We start from the raw sequence: 18,115 nt of genomic DNA on the forward strand, positions 1-18,115 counted from the left end.
GAGCTGCAGATGTTCAAATACGGACACCTTAGCACAGAAATGGACATCCGGATCACCTTTTCCGAACATCCTCTTCTATAATTTGTTTATCCATTTAGGTAGCTGTATATCTAATTAAACACATATTTATGAAAACGATGCTCATTCTGACCGACTTTTCTGAAAATGCCTTCCGTGCTGCCGAATATGCTGCAGAAATAGCCAGTGCGCTGGGGATTCAACGCATCCTGTTATATCATGCCTATCAAACGGGGATCGGTGGTACAGATTTGCCTATCGGCAATTCACAGGGTACGCAGGAGATGTATCTGGACAGTATCTCTCAATTGGCCATGGTACAGGATCGGCTGAAGTCTTTGATAAAGGACATCCGGGTAGACCTGCGTACGGAAAACTATTCTTTGCCCACCTATATTGACGAGTTATGTAAACATGAAGAAATAGATATCGTGGTAATGGGCGTGTCCGGCCGGTCAGGCCTCGAAAAACTGCTCCTGGGTAACACCACTTCCATGATGATTGAACAGAGTAAAGTGCCGGTATTAATTGTACCGCAAGATACCCATATCGGCAGAGGCCTGAAATCGTTGGTCTTCGCMACAGACCTGAGAGATCATACGGTGATTCCCGTGCACCAGTTATATGAAGTACTGGATGCTTTCCAGGTGCCGGTGCAGGTAGTAAATGTACAAAAAGGGGCGCCGGAGAAATATTCAGAAGAAGCACGGAATACGATGGCCAGTCTGCATAATATTTTTGAAAAGTATGAAGCTACTTTCGATTATATCAACGACGATAATACCGTGGATGGTATTCTCTCCTACTCCAATCAGCACCATGCTTCCATGATTGTAGTGATTCCGAGAAAAACCGGTTTCCTCTCGTCCTTATTTAAAAGCAGTATTTCAAAAAAGCTTGCTTATAATTCCAATATCCCGTTGTTGTCTTTACCACCGGTTCCTGGTGGAGATCAAACCGCTGGCGAATAATGCCAGCGGTTTTTTATTTAAATGAGTACTTTATTATCTACTGCACATTTGATCAGCATAGCAGTATTACGTGCATTGAATTTGCCAAGTAAATTGCGCCGGTGGCTGTCCACCGTATCCGAGCTGATGAACAGTTTTTCTGCTATTTCATGATTGGTATGTCCGTTGGCAATGAGCCACAATACTTCTTTCTCCCGCTTGGTAATATGTAACTGCCCTATTCCATCTGTTTTGAGGGCCTGTTTTAATGCTGCTGAGAGATAGGTACGTCCGGAATATACATCGCGTATGGCTTTTAACAGTTCTTCTTTATCAGCATTTTTCATCAGACAACCGCTGGCGCCACTGTCCAACATTTCTGCGATACCGCTGTCGTTTTTATCATAGCTTAATCCCAGTACGGCTACTTCGGGGTAGCGTTTTTTGATATTGGCGCACAATGCGGCGCCGCTGATATCAGGTAACAGGGTATCCAGTAAAACAACATCTGCAGTATGGTGGTCCAGGAAATGAAGACAGGAAACGCCGTTCCTGGTTTCACCCGCTAGTTGAATATCTGATTCCAGGCTGAGCAGGGATCTTAGTCCTTCTAAAATCAATGGGTGATCATCAACAAAATATAAACGAATCATGGTTTTTCAGTTTGCTGTAACGTTGGTATCGATGGCATAATGATGTTGGGTAAACAAGTGAACTCGTCATTAACCAGGTATCTAAGATAGTGAAAAAAACCGTCGGTTTAACGACAAGACAAGTTTAAACCATCAACATACAAGCACCCCAGTCAGGTTTAATTTCAGGATCTGCAAAACTGATCAGCGACAAACCGATTCCTGCAATTCCTTCCAGCATATTATGACTGCTGACATAGTTCGGATGATGATAAAATTTAAATCCCGCGGGGCCGTCTGCCCAGGTATTCATTTGTAACGTGGTATGCAGCCATTGCTGTGATGCATCTAGTAAGAGACGATCTCCGGTGGCCAGTCCGGTTTGTTGCAGCAGGTGTGCAATGCCGGCGCTGCCATGACATAAACAGGCATCATGTACGGCGCCATTTTTTACATTCCGGTATTGCGCGACGTGCTGCAATATCTTCATGGCTTCCTGCTGATAATCCGTTCTGTGGAGCCGTTTGCCGGTGTTCCAGAGCATAGTGGCAATGCCCAGATCACCATAACACCAGCCCAGCCGGCTGTGGGCTTCTCCCATCACCTGGTTGGTGGTGTCTACCAGTGTAGGAAAAAGGGAATGTCCGGAAAGCGCTGGTTGCCGGATTTCCAGCAGCCATTGTATGCTTTTTTCTATGAGTGGCAAGGTGGTTTCTCTGGCAATTCCTTTTTCATAACAACGGGCCAGTATATCAATGATGGCAGGGGTGCCATGTGCGAGGCCCAGGTTAAATAAATCCTTGTCGGGGATGTCCTGGCTGCGACTGGAAAAATGATCCTTCCAGGCAATGCCTCCGGGAACGGTCATCGCACTTTTTTCCAGCTGCTGCACCAGCGTTTCCAACTCCGTGTGAGCAGTGGCGGCGGGCAACCTTTCCAATAAATACAGTGCTGGGCCCAATCCCTGGTGCAGAAAATCATTCCGCCCATCGGATAATTCATTACGCATAAATTCCGCTATCTGCGTATCGATATCTGCGAAGTTGTCGGCCTCCTCATCCGCTTCAATAAACCCCATCTGTGTTAAATGCTGTATACACCAGGAAATGCCTGCAATACCGCTGCAGTGGGAACCATTCATTGGCTGCTCTGACAAGTCTTCCAAACATTTTTCTATAATCTCGTATACTTTTCCCTGATGTGCTTCATCACCCGTGAGCTGGTAATAATAGGCGTAAAACAATGCCACCCCGGTATAACCTCCTAACAGGCCACTGTGGTTATTGGCGGTAGTAAACTCATCCAGTTCCGTACAGATCCTTTGTAAGAGTAGCCTTACTTCTTCCTTATGATTCATAAGCTGTTTTGCCTTTATAAATATATAATGGCAAAACATGTATTGCTTAGTGCATACATGTTTTGCCATACAGTCAGGTTGATAAAGCCGTTAGCTTTTAGCTTTTAGCTTTTAGCAAATGTAGCGAAGAACATAATATGTCAGTATTCGCTGCATTTGCTAAAAGCTAACCGCTAACAGCTAATGGCTAGTAGCGGCAGGAATCTACACTGCAAATAGGAGCGCCCTGGCTCATATTATCTGTGCAGATACGCAGGGAACACAAAATAGTGCAGGTGCCCGCTGTTGCGGCCATTTCCTGTTGGCCGGAAACTGCTGAAAGACTAGCTACTTTTATTTTACCCAAACTTAGTTTTTTTGCTGATAGCTTTTTCATAACAAATGATTTTTAGCAGTACAGTAAATGAAATAATTAGAAAAGGCAAATGTCTGCGCTGCACATGGGCGAACCCTGGCTCAGACAAGTGATTTTTTCACTTGGCACGCAACGAAGTGATAGCAGGAATGCATCTTCATTAACATTGGCTTTACTGAGGTCGGCAACTTTTATTTTACCAAGACTTAATTTTTTTGCTGATAGCTTTTTCATCATGCGTAGTTTAGAAACAGGTATCTTTTGAAATAGGAGGAGGACATTTCGCCATCAGGCTGCAACCATTGTAAGTAGGTGCTTTTACATCTGCCTGATCCAGGCTGCTGATGCTTAATTTGGCAACTTTCAGTTTACCCAGGGCTAATTTTTTAGCAGGTTCTTTTCTCATAATAGCAAATTTATGTGGTTGAAAAAATAAAGACTATTGTTTGGCAGGTCGTTAAAATAGGGCCATAAAAAAATACAGGTTTTCATCATCATCGTTACAGGTTATCATAAAAGTAGGCAGAAACTGTTTAACTCCTACTCACGTAAAAGCGTGATTTTTTAAAAGCGTGTTTAAACATAAAATTTCCCTGTTTTACGTGATAGCGAGGTATAGAAGAAACCGCTACCTTCAACACCTAATGTTGACCGGCGCCATGATCAGAGCAGAAAATTTTTATGTTGTAAGAACACCACTGTTACCTGTGAATACCATCACTACATTACAACATATTACCAACGATAGACTCGCTGATACCATTAAAGAAATTTTCCGGGATGAATACCTGCAGGAAGCCATCTATATTGCTTCTCCTGAGCTATATATGGAATTGCAGAAGTGGTGGCAGGGCACGTCCGTTAATGAAAAAGATCACCACAAGCTGGCCTCCTCCCTCTACCGTTACCTGCTGCGCATGAGTACCCGCTGCACGCCATACGGGCTCTTCGCCGGCTGTGCTACCGGGGAACCGGCCGACTATACCAACATTCAGCTGCAACCTAAACAGGCGCATAAAAAACATGGCCGCCTCGACATGAACTACGTGGCCGAACTGGCCGCCGCCATCACCGCCGTTCCCGACATCCGGGAACAACTGCGCTACTACCCCAACAACTCTTTATATGCTACCGGCAAACAATACCGCTACGCCGCCTATACCGTTAAAAATAAAATCCGTAGCTATTACCTGACCGCCGTTAATCAAAGCCCTTACCTCGACAAAATACTACACACTGTAGCAGGAGGAGCAACGTTAAAGGATATACGTAATAGTATCGTCAGCGAAGAAGACGATATCAGCGAAGCCGAAGCGGACGAATTCATTACCGAACTGCTGGAAAATCAGCTACTGGTCAGCGAACTGGAACCTACCGTTACCGGAACTGAGTTTTTTGTACACCTGACCCAACGGTTACACCAGCTGAGGGGTACGGAAGAATTTACCAACCCGCTCTCCCGTATTCAGCAGCTGTTACAGGAACAACATGCCAGCATCGACAAATACACCGTGACACATGCCCTGGTGAAATCCATGCTCACCAATACCAACAGCAAAGACCTGGTACAAACAGATCTCTTCCTTGCTACCCATGCCAACGCGCTAAGTCATACCGTTATCAATGAATTAGCCGCACAAATCGGGCAACTCTGGAAACTGTCGCCTATCAACAGCAACACCGATCTGCAAAATTTCCGCCAGGCATTCCAGCAACGCTATGATGAACAKGAAGTACCACTGAGCCTGGCGCTCGATACCGAAGCCGGTATTGGCTACGGCCCACACAGCCAGCACAGTGCCGATCATACCCCACTGGTAGATGACATTGCAGCAGTACAAAAGGGCCCGGCTACCGGCAGCCCCCGTACCAAAATGCAGGAGTTCCAGCTACAGCAATTGCTCCAGTGTTTACATACCGGTCAAAAGGTGATCCAACTGACCAAAGAACAGCTGGATACCCTGAAAGACCGCGATACGCCTGCGCTCCCACACAGCCTGTACCTCATGGGCAGCATCCTCAGCACCGATGCCGCCGCTATCGACAACGGTAACTACCTCTTTGATATGAACGGCTGTAGCGGCCCTTCCGCTGCTAACCTGCTCGGCAGGTTCTGCCACGGCGATGAGGCACTAAGCGCCCATGTAAAAGCAGCACTTGCCGCAGAAGAAGCCGCTGATCCGGAGAAAATTTATGCGGAAGTAGTACACCTCCCCGAATCCAGAACCGGCAACATCCTGATGCGGCCACGGCTACGGCAGTACGAAATTGTATACCTCGCCAACAGCCTGGCGCCGGAAGCGGATCAGCTACCTCTTTCCGACCTCATGGTCAGCGTACAACGCGGCAAAGTAGTACTCCGTTCCAAAAAGCTGAACAAAATCATTATTCCCCGGTTAAGCACCGCTCATAACTATCGCCACGGCTTACCCGTGTATAAATTTCTTTGCGACCTGCAAAACCAGGATCACCACAGCGGCATCGCCTGGCAATGGCAGCTTCCCGGCGAAGTATCCTTCTTCCCCAGGGTACAATACGGCCATATTATCCTGAGCAAAAGCAGCTGGATATTGCATAAAAAAAACTATCCTGCATTAAGTAAGGCTGCTCCCGCTGATTATATGGAAATTTTCCGGAAGATCAGCACACAACTGGGGCTCCCGCGTTATGTGGTCATCACCGAAGGTGATAACGAACTGCCTGCTGACCTCCATCATGAAGTAGCCGTGCACCTGCTGATCACACAGCTGCTCAAAAAAGAACAAATTACCCTGCAGGAATTTCTCCATACACCCGATCAGTGCTGGGTAACCGGACCCGATGGGAAATATACCAACGAATTAATCATACCACTGCGGTTTACATCTCCCGAAAAAATAAAAAAACAACCTGCTCCCATAACGGAAGTAGTAACAGAAACCCCTATACGTAAATTTATTACCGGCAGTGAATGGCTATACGTAAAGTTATATACCGGCACCCGCAGCGCAGAAAATATGCTGAAGGAAGTGCTCCTCCCCCTCACGGAACAGCTGATAGCAGAAGATGTGATTGACAAATGGTTCTTTATCCGTTATTCAGATCCGGAACACCACCTGAGAATCCGGTTTCATCACGGACAGCGCAAGGACTTCTGGAAGATCGTGCTGGAACGATTATACGATACGCTGGCAGCATCTACCGACAATATTTATCGCATACAAACGGATACCTACGAGCGGGAAATTGAACGCTATGGCGCTGCTACCATGACTTTCAGCGAAACCGTGTTCCACTTCGACAGCGCCTGTGTATTACAGGTACTCAACCTGCTGGACGATGAAGAAGGCGAACATTATCGATGGCTGCTTTCTTTACGCGGCATAGATACGCTGCTCGATGATTTTGGCTATACCCTGCCCGAAAAATCAGCTTTACTAAAAAAGCTGCAACAGGGCTTCTATGAAGAATTTGGCGGAGGCAAACCTTTATTGCTGCAACTCAACAACAAATACCGCGATGAAATGCGGGAAATCAACAGTATCCTCGATCGGGCACAGGATACCGCCAATAACCTGGAAGAAGCGGCCGCATTCTTTGCCGCCCGCTCCCAACAAATAAAGCCACACCTGCCCATGCTCATACCCGAACAGCGGGACGATTTACTGGGCAGTTATATTCATATGTTCCTCAACCGGATGTTATTATCCAACCAGCGCAAACATGAAATGGTACTCTATCATTTCCTGAGCAGATATTATGAATCCATGCTGGCCATTGCCAAAAAACAACCTAAAGCTGTACCGTAATACATTTTTTTTATTCACTAAAAACAAATTGTATGAAAAAGAAAAACGAAAAGAAAATGAAACTCGGTTCAGTTAAAGTGGCTAAGTTAAATGCTACGAATGAGCAATTAGGTAAAATGCCTACCACTACTATTTTCACCACCACCACACACAGAACATTTGATTGCTAAACAATCTTATATGAAAAAGAAAACCGCAAAGAAAATGAAACTTGGCTCCGTGAAGGTGGCCAAATTAAATGGCGCCTCCGAACGGTCAGGTAAAACATACCACACCATCCTGACGCATGTTAGTCTTAACTGCACTGACTTCTGCTGATTCCAACTGTGATTGATCTTTGTCAATAACAGCTTAAGAGCACATTTTTTTATCTATTTAAAAACAGCTTTTATGAAAAAGAAAATCGAGAAGAAAATGAAACTGGTTTCCGTTAAGGTGGCTAAGTTAAACGCTATTAACGAAGCAGGTAAAAAAGATCATACTATTTTTACAACGACGACTCATCGTACGTTTGACTGCTAAACACTAATTACCGGGTAGCCTGGTTTACCTACTCCTACAGTAGCCAGGTTACCCGGTATTTTATATTATTCTGGTATAAACAACACGGCATCGGCCACTACGGCTCCATCAGCCCCCTTGTTACTAATTTCCACAAAGGCATTTTTACCCACCTTCAGCTGATAAGTACCAAGATCTACCCACTCTCCGGAAGTTTGCCCTTCTACTTTCACCGACTCAGATAACAAAGGCACTGCCTTAACAGTTTTCCCATCGTTTACACGGATAGCTGTGCTGGTAGCATGTGCATCAACACGCGGCACATACGTATACAGGTGATAACGTCCACCCTTTTTAATCACCGGCGTAAAACGAACCGATTTCTCTCCACCATCTTTAGGATCAGCTTTCAGCAGGGAAGGCCCATAGCCGCCCCAGGTAATGCGTTGCCAATTGCCGGTAATAGTTACCTGCGTAGCATCGTCGTTGTCCACCAGGATTTCCGGCGTACTGTGATTCGCCAGTGGGTTATCCCTCAATTGTTGCTGTACTTTTTTTACATCTACCGTTTGCACCGTGGTTTTACTGTTAATGGCCTCCACAGCGGCAGTGGCGGCAGATTGCGCCAGCACCATAAACACTGGCTCCATGCGGATGGAACCATAGGCAATATGGGAAGCAGATAAACAAACCGGTACCAACAGGTTCTTACAATCGGTCGCCTGTGGGATGATAGAACGATAAGAAACCGGATACGGGCCGAAACCACCTACCTGTACATCGCCMTCATTTTTCACCATACCGTTCACGACTATACGCTGCGTGTTATGGGAATCCATGGTATACGCAGCCATCCCTACTCCATCGGTAACGGTTTCCTTGCCTTCGCAATTGGCCTGTGTCATCACGTAGGCGCCTACCATGCGTCGTGCTTCCCGGATATAGAGTTGTGGCGACCAATGTCCGTTGTTCACATACTCATCTTTAGGATAGCCCCAGGTCAGCATTTCCTGGCGCAGATGTAAGGGCATGCGTTCATCATGGCCAATAAAATATAAAAATCCTTTCGTATAGGCTTCGTGGTCGGCGATGATTTTTTTCCGGGTAGCCACATCTCCTTCCGCATAATTATAGTTCATACCAATCATGTCGGTAGAAAATGCTCCGTTGTTATTGATATCCGTTTTCCCATTGGGCATTTTGCTAATGATAAGGATATTATTGAGGACTTTGGCGTCAATCTTTTTCACCACGCGCAGCAACAATTCATATCGTGCCGGATCATAGTCAGCCGGCTGAGTAATAGGGACCTGGTTATCCGGCTGATTGGTTAAGCAGATGCGGTAGTTATAGGCCTGTACTTTTTTATCGCCGGTGCCTGGAGCATCCAGTGTAGCCGGACTAATGCCCCATAGCAATCCGCTTTCGGGCTTGCCTGGTACTTTGTAGGGATCAATACCGTCGGCAAACTGGTGCTCTTTTTTTAGCTGCACACCATTGTATGTTTCCTGATAGCGGCTGTTGGCTTCACGGCCCACCGTGTAGGCCACGCCGGCTTTTGCCATCAGGTCTCCTTCGTAAGAGCAGTCGATGAACATTTTGGCTTTCACCACCTGGTCGCCCAGTTGTATTTCTGTGATATAGCCCTGTTCTTTTTTAACGTTGCTGAGCTGGGCATCATACAGCACTTCTACCTTTCCTTCCCGGATATATTGCTGGAAGGTTTCGCTGGCTACATGAGGTTCAAAAATCCATTGTTCGAACTTTCCGTAGTGACGACCCACCCGGCGATAAAAATCGCGGGAAACACCGGAAATAGCGGATTTATTGCCAATGTCAGTGTAACCTAAACCACCAGCACTGAGTCCGCCGAGTTGTTTCTCCGGTGACACCAGCAATACCGTTTTGTTGAGTTGTTTTGCCGTATAGGCGGCAATGACACCGGCGGAGGTTCCACCGTATACACAAACATCTACTTCTTTGGGAGCGCCTGCGTGGACCAGGCTTACTGACAGTAACAGAACGCCAGGTAGCGTCAGGATTTTTTTCAGGAGCATAGTAATATTTACTGTTGATGAAAACAGATCAATATACCGCTCCTTATGTAAAAAAGGAAATGCTGTTATTTCTCTATCAAACGGACACTAATTTATTTAGTATTCCATAAAAACGAAAAAGCCTCAAACACCACTACAGCATGGCATTTAAGACTTCTTCGCATTATTCATTTGCTTTCTGCTACAAAAATACTAATTTTTTTAGTAAATCCAAATCTTATTTTTTCTTTTCATCAGGCGTATAAATCGTGCTTTGTCCAGATCAACGCATCGGTATCATAGCCCAGTGCTTCGGCTTTGTCGAGGAAACGTTTTTTAGTCAATGCCGGTATCGTAGTGGTGCGGGATAATATCCAAAGATACTTCCGGTTATTGCCTACTACCAATGCATGTTTATAATGTTCATCGATATCGATGACCGTATACCCGGCGTAAAAGGGTCCGAAAAAAGATACCTTCAGTCGCGCTACATCCGGGGCTTCCACAAATTTAGCAATACCGGTTACTTCCCGCCACAGCTGTTTATCCGGGCTAAATCCTTTATTATTTACTTCCAGCTCCTCGTCCTCATTAAAGGAATAGGTGGCTGTAACGTTGGTCAGGTGGCGTTCAAATTTATCATCCAGCCGGGCTATTTCGAACCAGGTACCCAGGTATCTGCGCACATCAAAGGGCGACACCGCCCTGGCGCCGCGGGGAATAGATACTTTCAAGCTATTGTATAAAATAATAGCTGCAGCGGCAGATACGCCGGCTGTTACCGCAATGGCAAGCAACTTTTTGTTATTCATACAGATCTCCGTTTTGTCGGAGTTATGCATGCAAATACATTGCCTTTACTATGCCCCGCTACTAGCGGGCCCTGACAATAAACGGCCTGACATCACTGTGGCGTTTCTGCTACATTCCGGGAATATGCACCTCGTTATTTAATCGCTGCTGAAAAATCTCCAGGAACTGCCCTACATGATAACCATCCATCAGTGCATGATGCACATGTACAGATACCGGCATTACCTTCCGCCCATGTACGGTGGTCATCTTCCCAAAAGTAATTTTCGGGCAGCTGTCTTTAAAAGAAAAACTACGGGCATGCGATACGGATGTAAAATTAATCCAGGGCATAGAAGAATAGTGGATCACATTTTCACCGGATACGGCAGGTACCAGGCCGGTGCTGTTCCTCACCCGTTCTGTTTCCCTGGTGCTGTGTAGCGCAAACTMGTTAAAATCTTTATAGTAGTCCATATAGGCAAAACCAAAGGTGCCATCCGGACGGTTAATCGTCGGCGACGCATGTACATCATCGTATACCCACACGGCATCATCTACAATACGGTAGCGAAATGGCGTTACCTCATTGGCGGCTACCAGCGATTTATGCAGGTACCACAGGAAAAAGGAACTGCCGGTTGCTTTTGCCTGCTCATAGGCCACAGTTACGTCCACTTCTGTACAAACACCAAAGAAGGGTTMTTCAAAACGGCCAAAGAACTGAAAATGATCTTTCCTTGGCCAGGTATCCAGGTTTAATAATTGTTTCATGCGATTAATTGCGGTAACAGTTCTGTTGCTGTGGTAAATTGATAAAAACGGGGATCTTCAATGGTGGCATCCACATGCTCATGCGCCCAGGTGGTATGAAACGGAATATGTACCGCATGGCCACCAATAGCCAGTACCGGCATCACATCCGACTTCAGGGAATTGCCAATCATCAGGAATTCTTCCGGCTGGCAATCCAGGTGCTTCAGCAATTTGGTATAATCCGCTTCTTTTTTGTCGCTCATAATTTCTATGTGATGGAAATAATGGGCAAGGCCGGATTTTTTCAACTTACGCTCCTGATCCAGCAGATCGCCCTTGGTAGCTACCACCAGGCGGTATTTACCGGACAACGCCTGCAATACGCCTTCTATGCCATCTAATAATTCAACGGGCTTATTCAGCATTTCCTGGCCGTATTCAATCACCTTATGCACTATTTCCGGGCGGGCCGTATTTTCCGTTACCCGTAACACCGTTTCTATCATACATAACATGAAGGCTTTAATGCCATAGCCATATAAAGGCAGGTTAGCCATTTCCGTTTTAAATAATTCCTGCGACACGGTATGATGTGGCAGGTAATCTTCCAGCAGGCTGCAAAAGCGGGCTTCCGTTTCCTGAAAATAGGGTTCATTTACCCAAAGCGTATCGTCTGCATCAAAAGCTATGACGCTAATATGATTGATCATCGTTATTTTTACATTTTATGGATGCAAAAATAAACCGCATCACTGAATTAAATGGGACAATTGTCCCAACCCGGATATATGTTACGGACCAATCAGGAGTTTTTAAATTTTATGGAAACATATGCCGCCAATAACCCGGCGGTGATACAGAAATCCTTTGCACCCGGCACCCGCCTGATCCGCCAGGGCGATACCATCAAGCATGTATATATTATTCTGGATGGTATCACCAAGTGTTATATCGCAGAAGATAACGGGAAAGACTATATTTTCGAGTTCCTGGGTAAAGGAGAAATTACGGGAGAACTGGAAGCGATTAACAAAGGTGCCTGCTTATGTAATATTGAAGCTATTACGCCGGTACAGGCATACGCCATTCCGCATTCCCAGTTCACGGCCCTCGTACAAAGCAACCCCACTTTCAATCAGCTGTTGTTGCAGGAGTTAGCCACGCGTATCAGTCAAACGTGTATCCGTGCCTCCTATCAGCAACTATACCCCGTGGAATACGCGCTGCTCCGGCTACTCACCTTGGAAGCTGATCAACACCTGCTGCTGGCCAAGAGAGACATGGCCGCCTACCTCGGTATTTCCGTCAGGAGCTTTAACCGCACGCTGAAAGAATTAAGAGAACGGAACATCATGCATACCACCGGGTTACACATCGACCTGACGAAGCAACAACTGGAAAATATTTTAAAACGGTTTGAAGAATAGCCGTTCTGTCCCGCCTGCTATTATCCGCCATCGGTTGCATCCCTATCCCCCGAAATTAATTTTGCCACGTCGCAAAAATGACCTTATTTTATTTCACTCAAGTAACACCAGGACCACTCAAAATAACCACTCAAAATTAGTGTCATGCATACCCCTTTGTGCCTATAAACGGCGACCAGCAAAGTTTTCTACGCTCTCATTATAACCAATAACTACCTACTTTTTATGCAAAGTAACTATCAGCGTTTCCTTGGCCCGGTTTTCAAAAGAGCGCAAATTGCCGCACGCCGGGCGGAAATAAAACGACAATCCGCTCTCCTCGGCGGAAAGGAAGGATTCCAAACGTTCCTGACAGAAGAAATACTGGCCGATGAGCAACCCATTGTCATTCCACCGGAATTCAACGGGAAAGATTACGTCACCTTCCTCCTCCATATAGATGCGGAAATTGAACACGGGCTAATGCTGCAATACCTCTATGCCGCCTACAGCCTTGGCGGTCCGCAGGTGCCGGAAAAATACCGGGACCAGGTAAGCACGTGGCAGGAAATCATCCTGGGCATTGCCAAAGAAGAAATGGGACACTTTGTATCGGTACAAAATGTGCTGAAACTCATTGGCGCCCCGTTACATTTCGAAAGACAAGACTACCCCTGGGATACCCCGTTTTATCCGTTCCCTTTCAAACTGGAGCCACTGACCCTCGACTCACTGGCCAAATATGTATACGCGGAAGCACCCGCCAGTTTCATTGAAAGCGATGATCCCCTGGCCCAGGAAATCAAAGCCCGCGTACATGCAGAAGTAGCGAACCCAAATACCGTGGGCGCCCTGTTTCACGTGCTGCTGCACCTGATACAGGACCCTAAAGTCATCAGTGATGTTGTATTCCAGGCCGACACCTACCCCTTCCAGGCCAAATTTGATGAATGGGGCCGCGGATATAAAGGCGGGCAAAGAGGCAATACCCATCAGGGTAACCCAGCCGGCGCCCCTGATGTACTGGTGATGCCACTGGCCAGCAGAGATGATGCGTTCGATGCCCTCAATGCCATTGCTGAACAGGGAGAAGATAATACCACGGAATCCGGCGAACCCTCCCACTTTATCCGCTTCAAAAAAGTGTATGAAGAAATGAGCGCCGTGATCAAAGAATCCGGCGCCGCCTGGAACCCTGCCAGATCCGTAGCCGTCAACCCGTATATCCCCTCCGATACAGATGACGAAAGCGCCGACCCTTCCGAAGGACAAACCTCCGACGAAGAACGCGATAAAATTACCAACCCCGAAGCGCAAAACTGGGGACACCTCTTTAACCTGCGCTACCGGATGCTGTTAAATTTCCTCACACATAGTTTTGTGTTGGAAGATGGGTTAAACGCCGTTGGCGACATGACACCGAGAGGGCTTATCATTAATTCTACTTTCGGAGAAATGTATAACCTCCGGAGCATCGCTACGGCCATGGTACAAATGCCGCTGCATAACGGCGAAACCAACAAAACGGCCGGCCCTCCTTTCCTCACCCCTTACACGCTGGCATTGCCTACCGGAGAGCATAACCGCTGGCGCACACACGCTGATCTGCTACAGGCTTCCGCTACCATCATCCAAACGCTGCTACTGACTACACCGGAAAAAAATCATCGCTACCTCTACGCGTTGAAAGAAGCAGATCATAAACTGTTACACATCATCAAAGACATGCTGGCGGCTAACACCTGTCATTCACGCTAAAATTACTGACTATGAAAATCACTGAAGTTCGCATACTGCCCCCTTTTGCCATTGCCCGGCTGGGTTCATCATCTACTCCGGTAGCGGCATACGACCTGGAAGTACCTCCGCACAAACCATTGGGCTTCCGCAAAATTGTACCTCAACCTACATTTACCATAGATCCCACTACACATGAGTTAAGTGTGGATACTCCCAATGAAATTATTTTTAAAGATGCCCTCAGCACTACCGATACCAGCGGCACCATCCGCCCGGTAGCGCCTTTTCTGGAAGTATTTGCCGTTACCGATACCCAACCCGGTGTGCTGGTACCTCTCACCCCTGCCTTACTGGAACAGGCAGGATTCGCCCTGTCTGACCTGATCTGGGATGTACACCTGTACAACTCCAAAATCATGCGCAGAACCGGTGATCCCGATGATAATATCTTCGCCAAGGTAGTGATCCAAAACGATTTCACGCCGAAGAAAGTATTGGCTGATTGTACCAACTTCATCACCGGAAAACAACTTCCACTGGGTACCTTACAATTTATAAAACCCTCCGCCGAATTTCCGGGTATCCGTCTCCGTTATACGCCCGGTGGTGGTAAAGTATATGGGGCCTCCCGCTATAGCATCAAAGCACCAGGACAGGCACCTTCCCTTGATCCCAACATCACCAGCGAGGACCAGATATTGTACAATCCGGATAAACCCTGGGTGGGTTATAGTGAATCGCCCAACTTCAATCCGAGGTATACCATGCCGGCGCAGATTTTTGCGGGCTACTCCGACAGCGACGGCAATCAATATAGCTGGGGGTATATCGATGATGAATGCGATGGCACGGTTACGGTTACCATAGGCCCCGACCTGGTGGCCAGTGCGCACGTATGTGCCGGTCCGCCGGCCTTTGCGCCGGACATACTCCCTATCCGCGCCATCTCCGATGAACTGGAACAAATCCTGCTGGGTACAGAAAGAGACTGCGAAGTATCTATCGATGAAGCGGAGGAAATAGTGCGCCGTGCGTTTGAATCCATTTCCCTCATGAATACCGCCGTGATGAACGGCAACCCCATCAACGGCAGGTGGAATGTGGCCAGCACTATGGTACGGCAGGATACCAACGACTTTGGCCGCCTGTACGAGCCTATCATGGCGGGTTCTATTGTAGACAACCTGGCGTTGCAGGCCTTGCATGAACGCGTATTCAACGGACTCAGTACCGGCATGGCCGCCTGGTTTGCGGATGCGCTGCGTCGCCCTTATAAAATCGGTGACCTCTCCGACAAAGAACGGCGTAAAATGCCCGGCCTGATGCGGGGCGCCGATGGCCGCGGACTCACTCTCACCTGGCGCATGATCAATACAGTGATAAAAGCCGCTGCCAACGCCATGTTTGAAGATAATAACGTGGACGGTAGTACGTTAAGACCATTGGCCACCAGCAGCATTCCGGTGAACGACTTCCCCTCTCAAATACATTACCGCGGTGAAGGCAACCCTTACAGCGTATTGTCCAGGGCAGCGATCTCCAACTGCTTCCCCGGACTGGAATCTGATTTCAGAAACCTGTGGCGCTACCTCTTCCAGGGATTAACCATCAGCGAAAATGATAACTATGTGCTGGAAGAAACGCCTGCCCTGAAAGGATTGGCCGGTCGCCGCATTGTAGGCATCAATGGCCAGCCTACGATGGTGAAAGGAGAAGGTCCTGTGTTCCCCGGCGGTGATAACGTAACACTCACCACCAGCGACAACCCCAATGGCGCCGCGTTCATGGAATGGTCCAATCTCATTGCCTCGCTGCACCTGAAAAGTGGTGATACGGTTACCCTGCACTTCACCCCTGGAGAAGCAACCCTCCCGGTACTGGTAACGGCCGATCAGTTGAAAAACACCACCAACTTCCCCACCTTCTCTTTTGTGGTCAGGGAAATTTTCACCCCCAACACGGCAGCTATTTCACCGGACATCCTTCGCCCCGGAGAGCTCACACAAGGCTTGTGCGCACCCTGGCAAAACGACTACCGCGAATGCGCCTGTTACTACTGGGCCGCCACCCGTCCGGACTACGTAAACATTACGCCCGGCGAAAATGGCCTCAGCAAAGGAGATATGTGGCTGGCGAAAAAACGCACCGGCGAATATGTACCGGATAACCGGGTAGACACCCGCCTGTTTTCTTACAACGATTTATTCCAGAACTGGGAAGGCGAACTCAATTTTATCATCAATGGTCGTGATGCATTGAGTAGTGGCGTTTCCCCACACATGCCTACGGATGGCCGTCATATTACCGGTGGCGAGCACGACGCGTGGCCCTGGAGTAAAAAAGAACAACAACAGGCAGTGACCACGGATAAACGAAAAAATCAATAATTATGTCTGCTCCTTCTCCCTCAAATACAACCAAACATCCACTTAACACGATTGCCAGGGAACTGGCATCGCAGATAGCCCGGCAATCATTGCCGGGCTCTTCTCAAATACACGTGGTACCGTCTACCGGCCGTACGCAGTTGTTTGTGAGCAATGGCAGCCGGCTACATATCATCCCTCCGGAAACAGCCCAATACTTTCAGCAACTCATCGCGGAACAGGATGAAGACCGCATTGAAGCAGCGTTGGCCGATCTGGGCATGCAGCAGCGGGTACTGATTGATGATACCCCGCTGAGTAGTCCGCCGGTACATGCCCTCTCCCTCGCCATTGCGCAGAAATGCAATATGGGTTGCACCTACTGCTACGCCGACCAGGGCGACTTTGGCGGGCCTTCGAAAAATATGCAGCTGGACACGGCGATGCAATCCATTGACTTGCTGCTGAAAGACGTGGCTCCCGGAGGTCGGGTACAACTCACTTTCCTCGGCGGCGAACCTCTGATGAACCGCACTTCCCTGCAAGCTGCCACGCTGTATGCCGCCAATCAAGGCGCGAAAAAAAATGTACAGGTTAATTTTTCGCTGACCACCAACGGCACCCTGCTCCGGCAAGAAGATGCCGCCTTTTTTGAAGAGCATGGCTTTGCCGTCACCATCAGTCTGGATGGCATCGGCGCACAACATGATCAGCAACGCCCCATGAAAAACGGCGCCGGATCTTATGAACGCATCATCGAAAAAATACAACCCCTGCTTGCGCTACAGCGACGGATGCAGGTATCCGCCCGGGTAACGGTAACGCCTACCCAAAAAGACCTGGGGAATACTTTACTTGAATTTGTACGCATGGGATTTCACAGCATCGGCTTTTCACCGCTATTACGCGCTGCCAATGGCCGCGATGAAATGACGAAGCAGGACCTGGAAGTGATGCTGGAAGGCATGATTGGCTGCGGTTTATTGTTTGAACAACATGTGATGCAGGGCAAACGCTTTCCTTTTTTAAACATGATCAATGCATTAAAAGAAATCGCCAAAGGCACGCACCGCCCCTACCCCTGCGGCGCAGGAGCAGGATACATGGGCGTTTCCGCGGATGGCGACCTGTTTGCCTGTCACCGTTTTGTGAACGAAGCCGCCGGCAGCATGGGCAATATCCGCGATGGCGTAGATGCCACGCTGCAAAACAACTGGCTGGCCTCCCGGCATGTACACCAGCAAGAGCCCTGCAATAGCTGCTGGGCAAAATATTTATGCGGAGGTGGCTGTCATCATGAAGTATTGGAAAAAGGCCGCCACGCCTGCGACTACATCCGTGGCTGGTTGCACTATACCATGCAGGCCCATGAACGACTGAGCCGACTGGCGCCTGATTGGTACAAATAGTCACATTAA

17 protein-coding genes are annotated in these 18,115 nt (G+C 47.8%); 8 read left to right on the forward strand and 9 right to left on the reverse strand.

Going from position 1 to position 18,115, the window contains the following annotated elements; translation table 11 throughout:
• The first annotated feature begins 128 nt into the window (after nucleotides 1-128).
• On the forward strand, nucleotides 129-989 hold the full coding sequence (locus tag AC1DFM_RS17485; RefSeq protein ID WP_477078027.1) for a universal stress protein: 861 nt from the start codon (nucleotides 129-131) through the stop codon (nucleotides 987-989).
• 17 nt (nucleotides 990-1,006) lie between these two features.
• Here AC1DFM_RS17485 and AC1DFM_RS17490 read toward each other — a convergent pair whose 3' ends face one another.
• The 5 genes from AC1DFM_RS17490 to AC1DFM_RS17510 form a co-directional block, all read right to left on the reverse strand.
• A complete protein-coding gene (locus AC1DFM_RS17490; RefSeq protein ID WP_477078028.1) occupies nucleotides 1,007-1,621 on the reverse strand; it encodes a response regulator in 615 nt (204 codons plus the stop codon).
• Nucleotides 1,622-1,745: 124 nt separating this feature from the next.
• Entirely contained in the window at nucleotides 1,746-2,957 is a 1,212-nt protein-coding gene (locus tag AC1DFM_RS17495; protein WP_477078029.1) for a lanthionine synthetase C family protein, read from the reverse strand.
• A 187-nt stretch (nucleotides 2,958-3,144) separates the two neighbouring features.
• The gene (locus tag AC1DFM_RS17500) at nucleotides 3,145-3,333 is read right to left on the reverse strand and encodes a hypothetical protein (protein ID WP_477078030.1); all 189 of its coding nucleotides are present in this window, start codon (nucleotides 3,331-3,333) and stop codon (nucleotides 3,145-3,147) included.
• A gap of 36 nt (nucleotides 3,334-3,369) precedes the next feature.
• Entirely contained in the window at nucleotides 3,370-3,546 is a 177-nt protein-coding gene (locus AC1DFM_RS17505) for a hypothetical protein (protein WP_477078031.1), read from the reverse strand.
• Between the two features lie 10 nt (nucleotides 3,547-3,556).
• Nucleotides 3,557-3,718 carry a hypothetical protein gene (locus tag AC1DFM_RS17510; protein ID WP_291927373.1) on the reverse strand — a complete coding sequence of 54 codons (162 nt, stop codon included), beginning with the start codon at nucleotides 3,716-3,718 and terminating at the stop codon, nucleotides 3,557-3,559.
• A gap of 253 nt (nucleotides 3,719-3,971) precedes the next feature.
• Here AC1DFM_RS17510 and AC1DFM_RS17515 point away from each other — a divergent pair, with 253 nt between their 5' ends.
• The 3 genes from AC1DFM_RS17515 to AC1DFM_RS17525 all read left to right on the forward strand — a co-directional run bounded on the left by AC1DFM_RS17515 (nucleotide 3,972) and on the right by AC1DFM_RS17525 (nucleotide 7,622).
• Nucleotides 3,972-7,100, forward strand: a complete 3,129-nt coding sequence (locus tag AC1DFM_RS17515) for a lantibiotic dehydratase (RefSeq protein WP_477078032.1) — start codon at nucleotides 3,972-3,974, stop codon at nucleotides 7,098-7,100.
• Nucleotides 7,101-7,280: 180 nt separating this feature from the next.
• Nucleotides 7,281-7,418 carry a hypothetical protein gene (locus AC1DFM_RS17520; protein ID WP_477078033.1) on the forward strand — a complete coding sequence of 46 codons (138 nt, stop codon included), beginning with the start codon at nucleotides 7,281-7,283 and terminating at the stop codon, nucleotides 7,416-7,418.
• Between the two features lie 72 nt (nucleotides 7,419-7,490).
• Complete coding sequence (locus tag AC1DFM_RS17525; protein ID WP_477078034.1) at nucleotides 7,491-7,622, forward strand: hypothetical protein; 132 nt, start codon at nucleotides 7,491-7,493, stop codon at nucleotides 7,620-7,622.
• A 65-nt stretch (nucleotides 7,623-7,687) separates the two neighbouring features.
• On the opposite strand, the gene AC1DFM_RS17530 is transcribed toward AC1DFM_RS17525, so the two are convergent.
• The 4 genes from AC1DFM_RS17530 to AC1DFM_RS17545 all read right to left on the reverse strand — a co-directional run bounded on the left by AC1DFM_RS17530 (nucleotide 7,688) and on the right by AC1DFM_RS17545 (nucleotide 11,895).
• Nucleotides 7,688-9,658 (reverse strand): FAD-dependent oxidoreductase, encoded by a 1,971-nt coding sequence (locus AC1DFM_RS17530; RefSeq protein ID WP_477078035.1) that lies wholly within the window; start codon nucleotides 9,656-9,658, stop codon nucleotides 7,688-7,690.
• A 233-nt stretch (nucleotides 9,659-9,891) separates the two neighbouring features.
• Complete coding sequence (locus tag AC1DFM_RS17535; protein ID WP_477078036.1) at nucleotides 9,892-10,449, reverse strand: lipocalin family protein; 558 nt, start codon at nucleotides 10,447-10,449, stop codon at nucleotides 9,892-9,894.
• Nucleotides 10,450-10,558: 109 nt separating this feature from the next.
• Nucleotides 10,559-11,203 (reverse strand): CatA-like O-acetyltransferase, encoded by a 645-nt coding sequence (locus AC1DFM_RS17540; protein ID WP_477078037.1) that lies wholly within the window; start codon nucleotides 11,201-11,203, stop codon nucleotides 10,559-10,561.
• Nucleotides 11,200-11,895 (reverse strand): HAD family hydrolase, encoded by a 696-nt coding sequence (locus tag AC1DFM_RS17545; protein WP_477078038.1) that lies wholly within the window; start codon nucleotides 11,893-11,895, stop codon nucleotides 11,200-11,202. The genes AC1DFM_RS17540 and AC1DFM_RS17545 overlap by 4 nt, the downstream gene beginning before the upstream one ends.
• A gap of 78 nt (nucleotides 11,896-11,973) precedes the next feature.
• On the opposite strand from AC1DFM_RS17545, the gene AC1DFM_RS17550 reads away from it, so the two are divergent.
• The 4 genes from AC1DFM_RS17550 (at nucleotide 11,974) to AC1DFM_RS17565 (ending at nucleotide 18,106) form a co-directional block, all read left to right on the forward strand.
• Nucleotides 11,974-12,612, forward strand: coding sequence for a Crp/Fnr family transcriptional regulator (locus AC1DFM_RS17550; RefSeq protein ID WP_477078039.1), 639 nt, complete (start codon nucleotides 11,974-11,976; stop codon nucleotides 12,610-12,612).
• A 225-nt stretch (nucleotides 12,613-12,837) separates the two neighbouring features.
• Entirely contained in the window at nucleotides 12,838-14,349 is a 1,512-nt protein-coding gene (locus AC1DFM_RS17555; protein WP_477078040.1) for a ferritin-like domain-containing protein, read from the forward strand.
• Between the two features lie 11 nt (nucleotides 14,350-14,360).
• Nucleotides 14,361-16,718 (forward strand): hypothetical protein, encoded by a 2,358-nt coding sequence (locus tag AC1DFM_RS17560; protein ID WP_477078041.1) that lies wholly within the window; start codon nucleotides 14,361-14,363, stop codon nucleotides 16,716-16,718.
• A gap of 2 nt (nucleotides 16,719-16,720) precedes the next feature.
• A complete protein-coding gene (locus tag AC1DFM_RS17565) occupies nucleotides 16,721-18,106 on the forward strand; it encodes a radical SAM protein (protein ID WP_477078042.1) in 1,386 nt (461 codons plus the stop codon).
• Nucleotides 18,107-18,115 lie beyond the last annotated feature (9 nt).

The sequence above is a fragment of the Chitinophaga sp. 05T412 genome (assembly GCF_056396465.1).

Excerpts from the sequence above, each read along its gene's own strand:
- AC1DFM_RS17535 (WP_477078036.1), bottom strand. The coding sequence starts at position 10,449 with ATGAATAACAAAAAGTTGCTTGCCATTGCGGTAACAGCCGGCGTATCT.
- AC1DFM_RS17545 (WP_477078038.1), bottom strand. The coding sequence starts at position 11,895 with ATGATCAATCATATTAGCGTCATAGCTTTTGATGCAGACGATACGCTT.
- AC1DFM_RS17490 (WP_477078028.1), bottom strand. The coding sequence starts at position 1,621 with ATGATTCGTTTATATTTTGTTGATGATCACCCATTGATTTTAGAAGGA.
- AC1DFM_RS17565 (WP_477078042.1), top strand. The coding sequence starts at position 16,721 with ATGTCTGCTCCTTCTCCCTCAAATACAACCAAACATCCACTTAACACG.
- AC1DFM_RS17550 (WP_477078039.1), top strand. The coding sequence starts at position 11,974 with ATGTTACGGACCAATCAGGAGTTTTTAAATTTTATGGAAACATATGCC.
- AC1DFM_RS17505 (WP_477078031.1), bottom strand. The coding sequence starts at position 3,546 with ATGAAAAAGCTATCAGCAAAAAAATTAAGTCTTGGTAAAATAAAAGTT.
- AC1DFM_RS17560 (WP_477078041.1), top strand. The coding sequence starts at position 14,361 with ATGAAAATCACTGAAGTTCGCATACTGCCCCCTTTTGCCATTGCCCGG.
- AC1DFM_RS17510 (WP_291927373.1), bottom strand. The coding sequence starts at position 3,718 with ATGAGAAAAGAACCTGCTAAAAAATTAGCCCTGGGTAAACTGAAAGTT.
- AC1DFM_RS17525 (WP_477078034.1), top strand. The coding sequence starts at position 7,491 with ATGAAAAAGAAAATCGAGAAGAAAATGAAACTGGTTTCCGTTAAGGTG.
- AC1DFM_RS17495 (WP_477078029.1), bottom strand. The coding sequence starts at position 2,957 with ATGAATCATAAGGAAGAAGTAAGGCTACTCTTACAAAGGATCTGTACG.
- AC1DFM_RS17520 (WP_477078033.1), top strand. The coding sequence starts at position 7,281 with ATGAAAAAGAAAACCGCAAAGAAAATGAAACTTGGCTCCGTGAAGGTG.
- AC1DFM_RS17555 (WP_477078040.1), top strand. The coding sequence starts at position 12,838 with ATGCAAAGTAACTATCAGCGTTTCCTTGGCCCGGTTTTCAAAAGAGCG.
- AC1DFM_RS17500 (WP_477078030.1), bottom strand. The coding sequence starts at position 3,333 with ATGAAAAAGCTATCAGCAAAAAAACTAAGTTTGGGTAAAATAAAAGTA.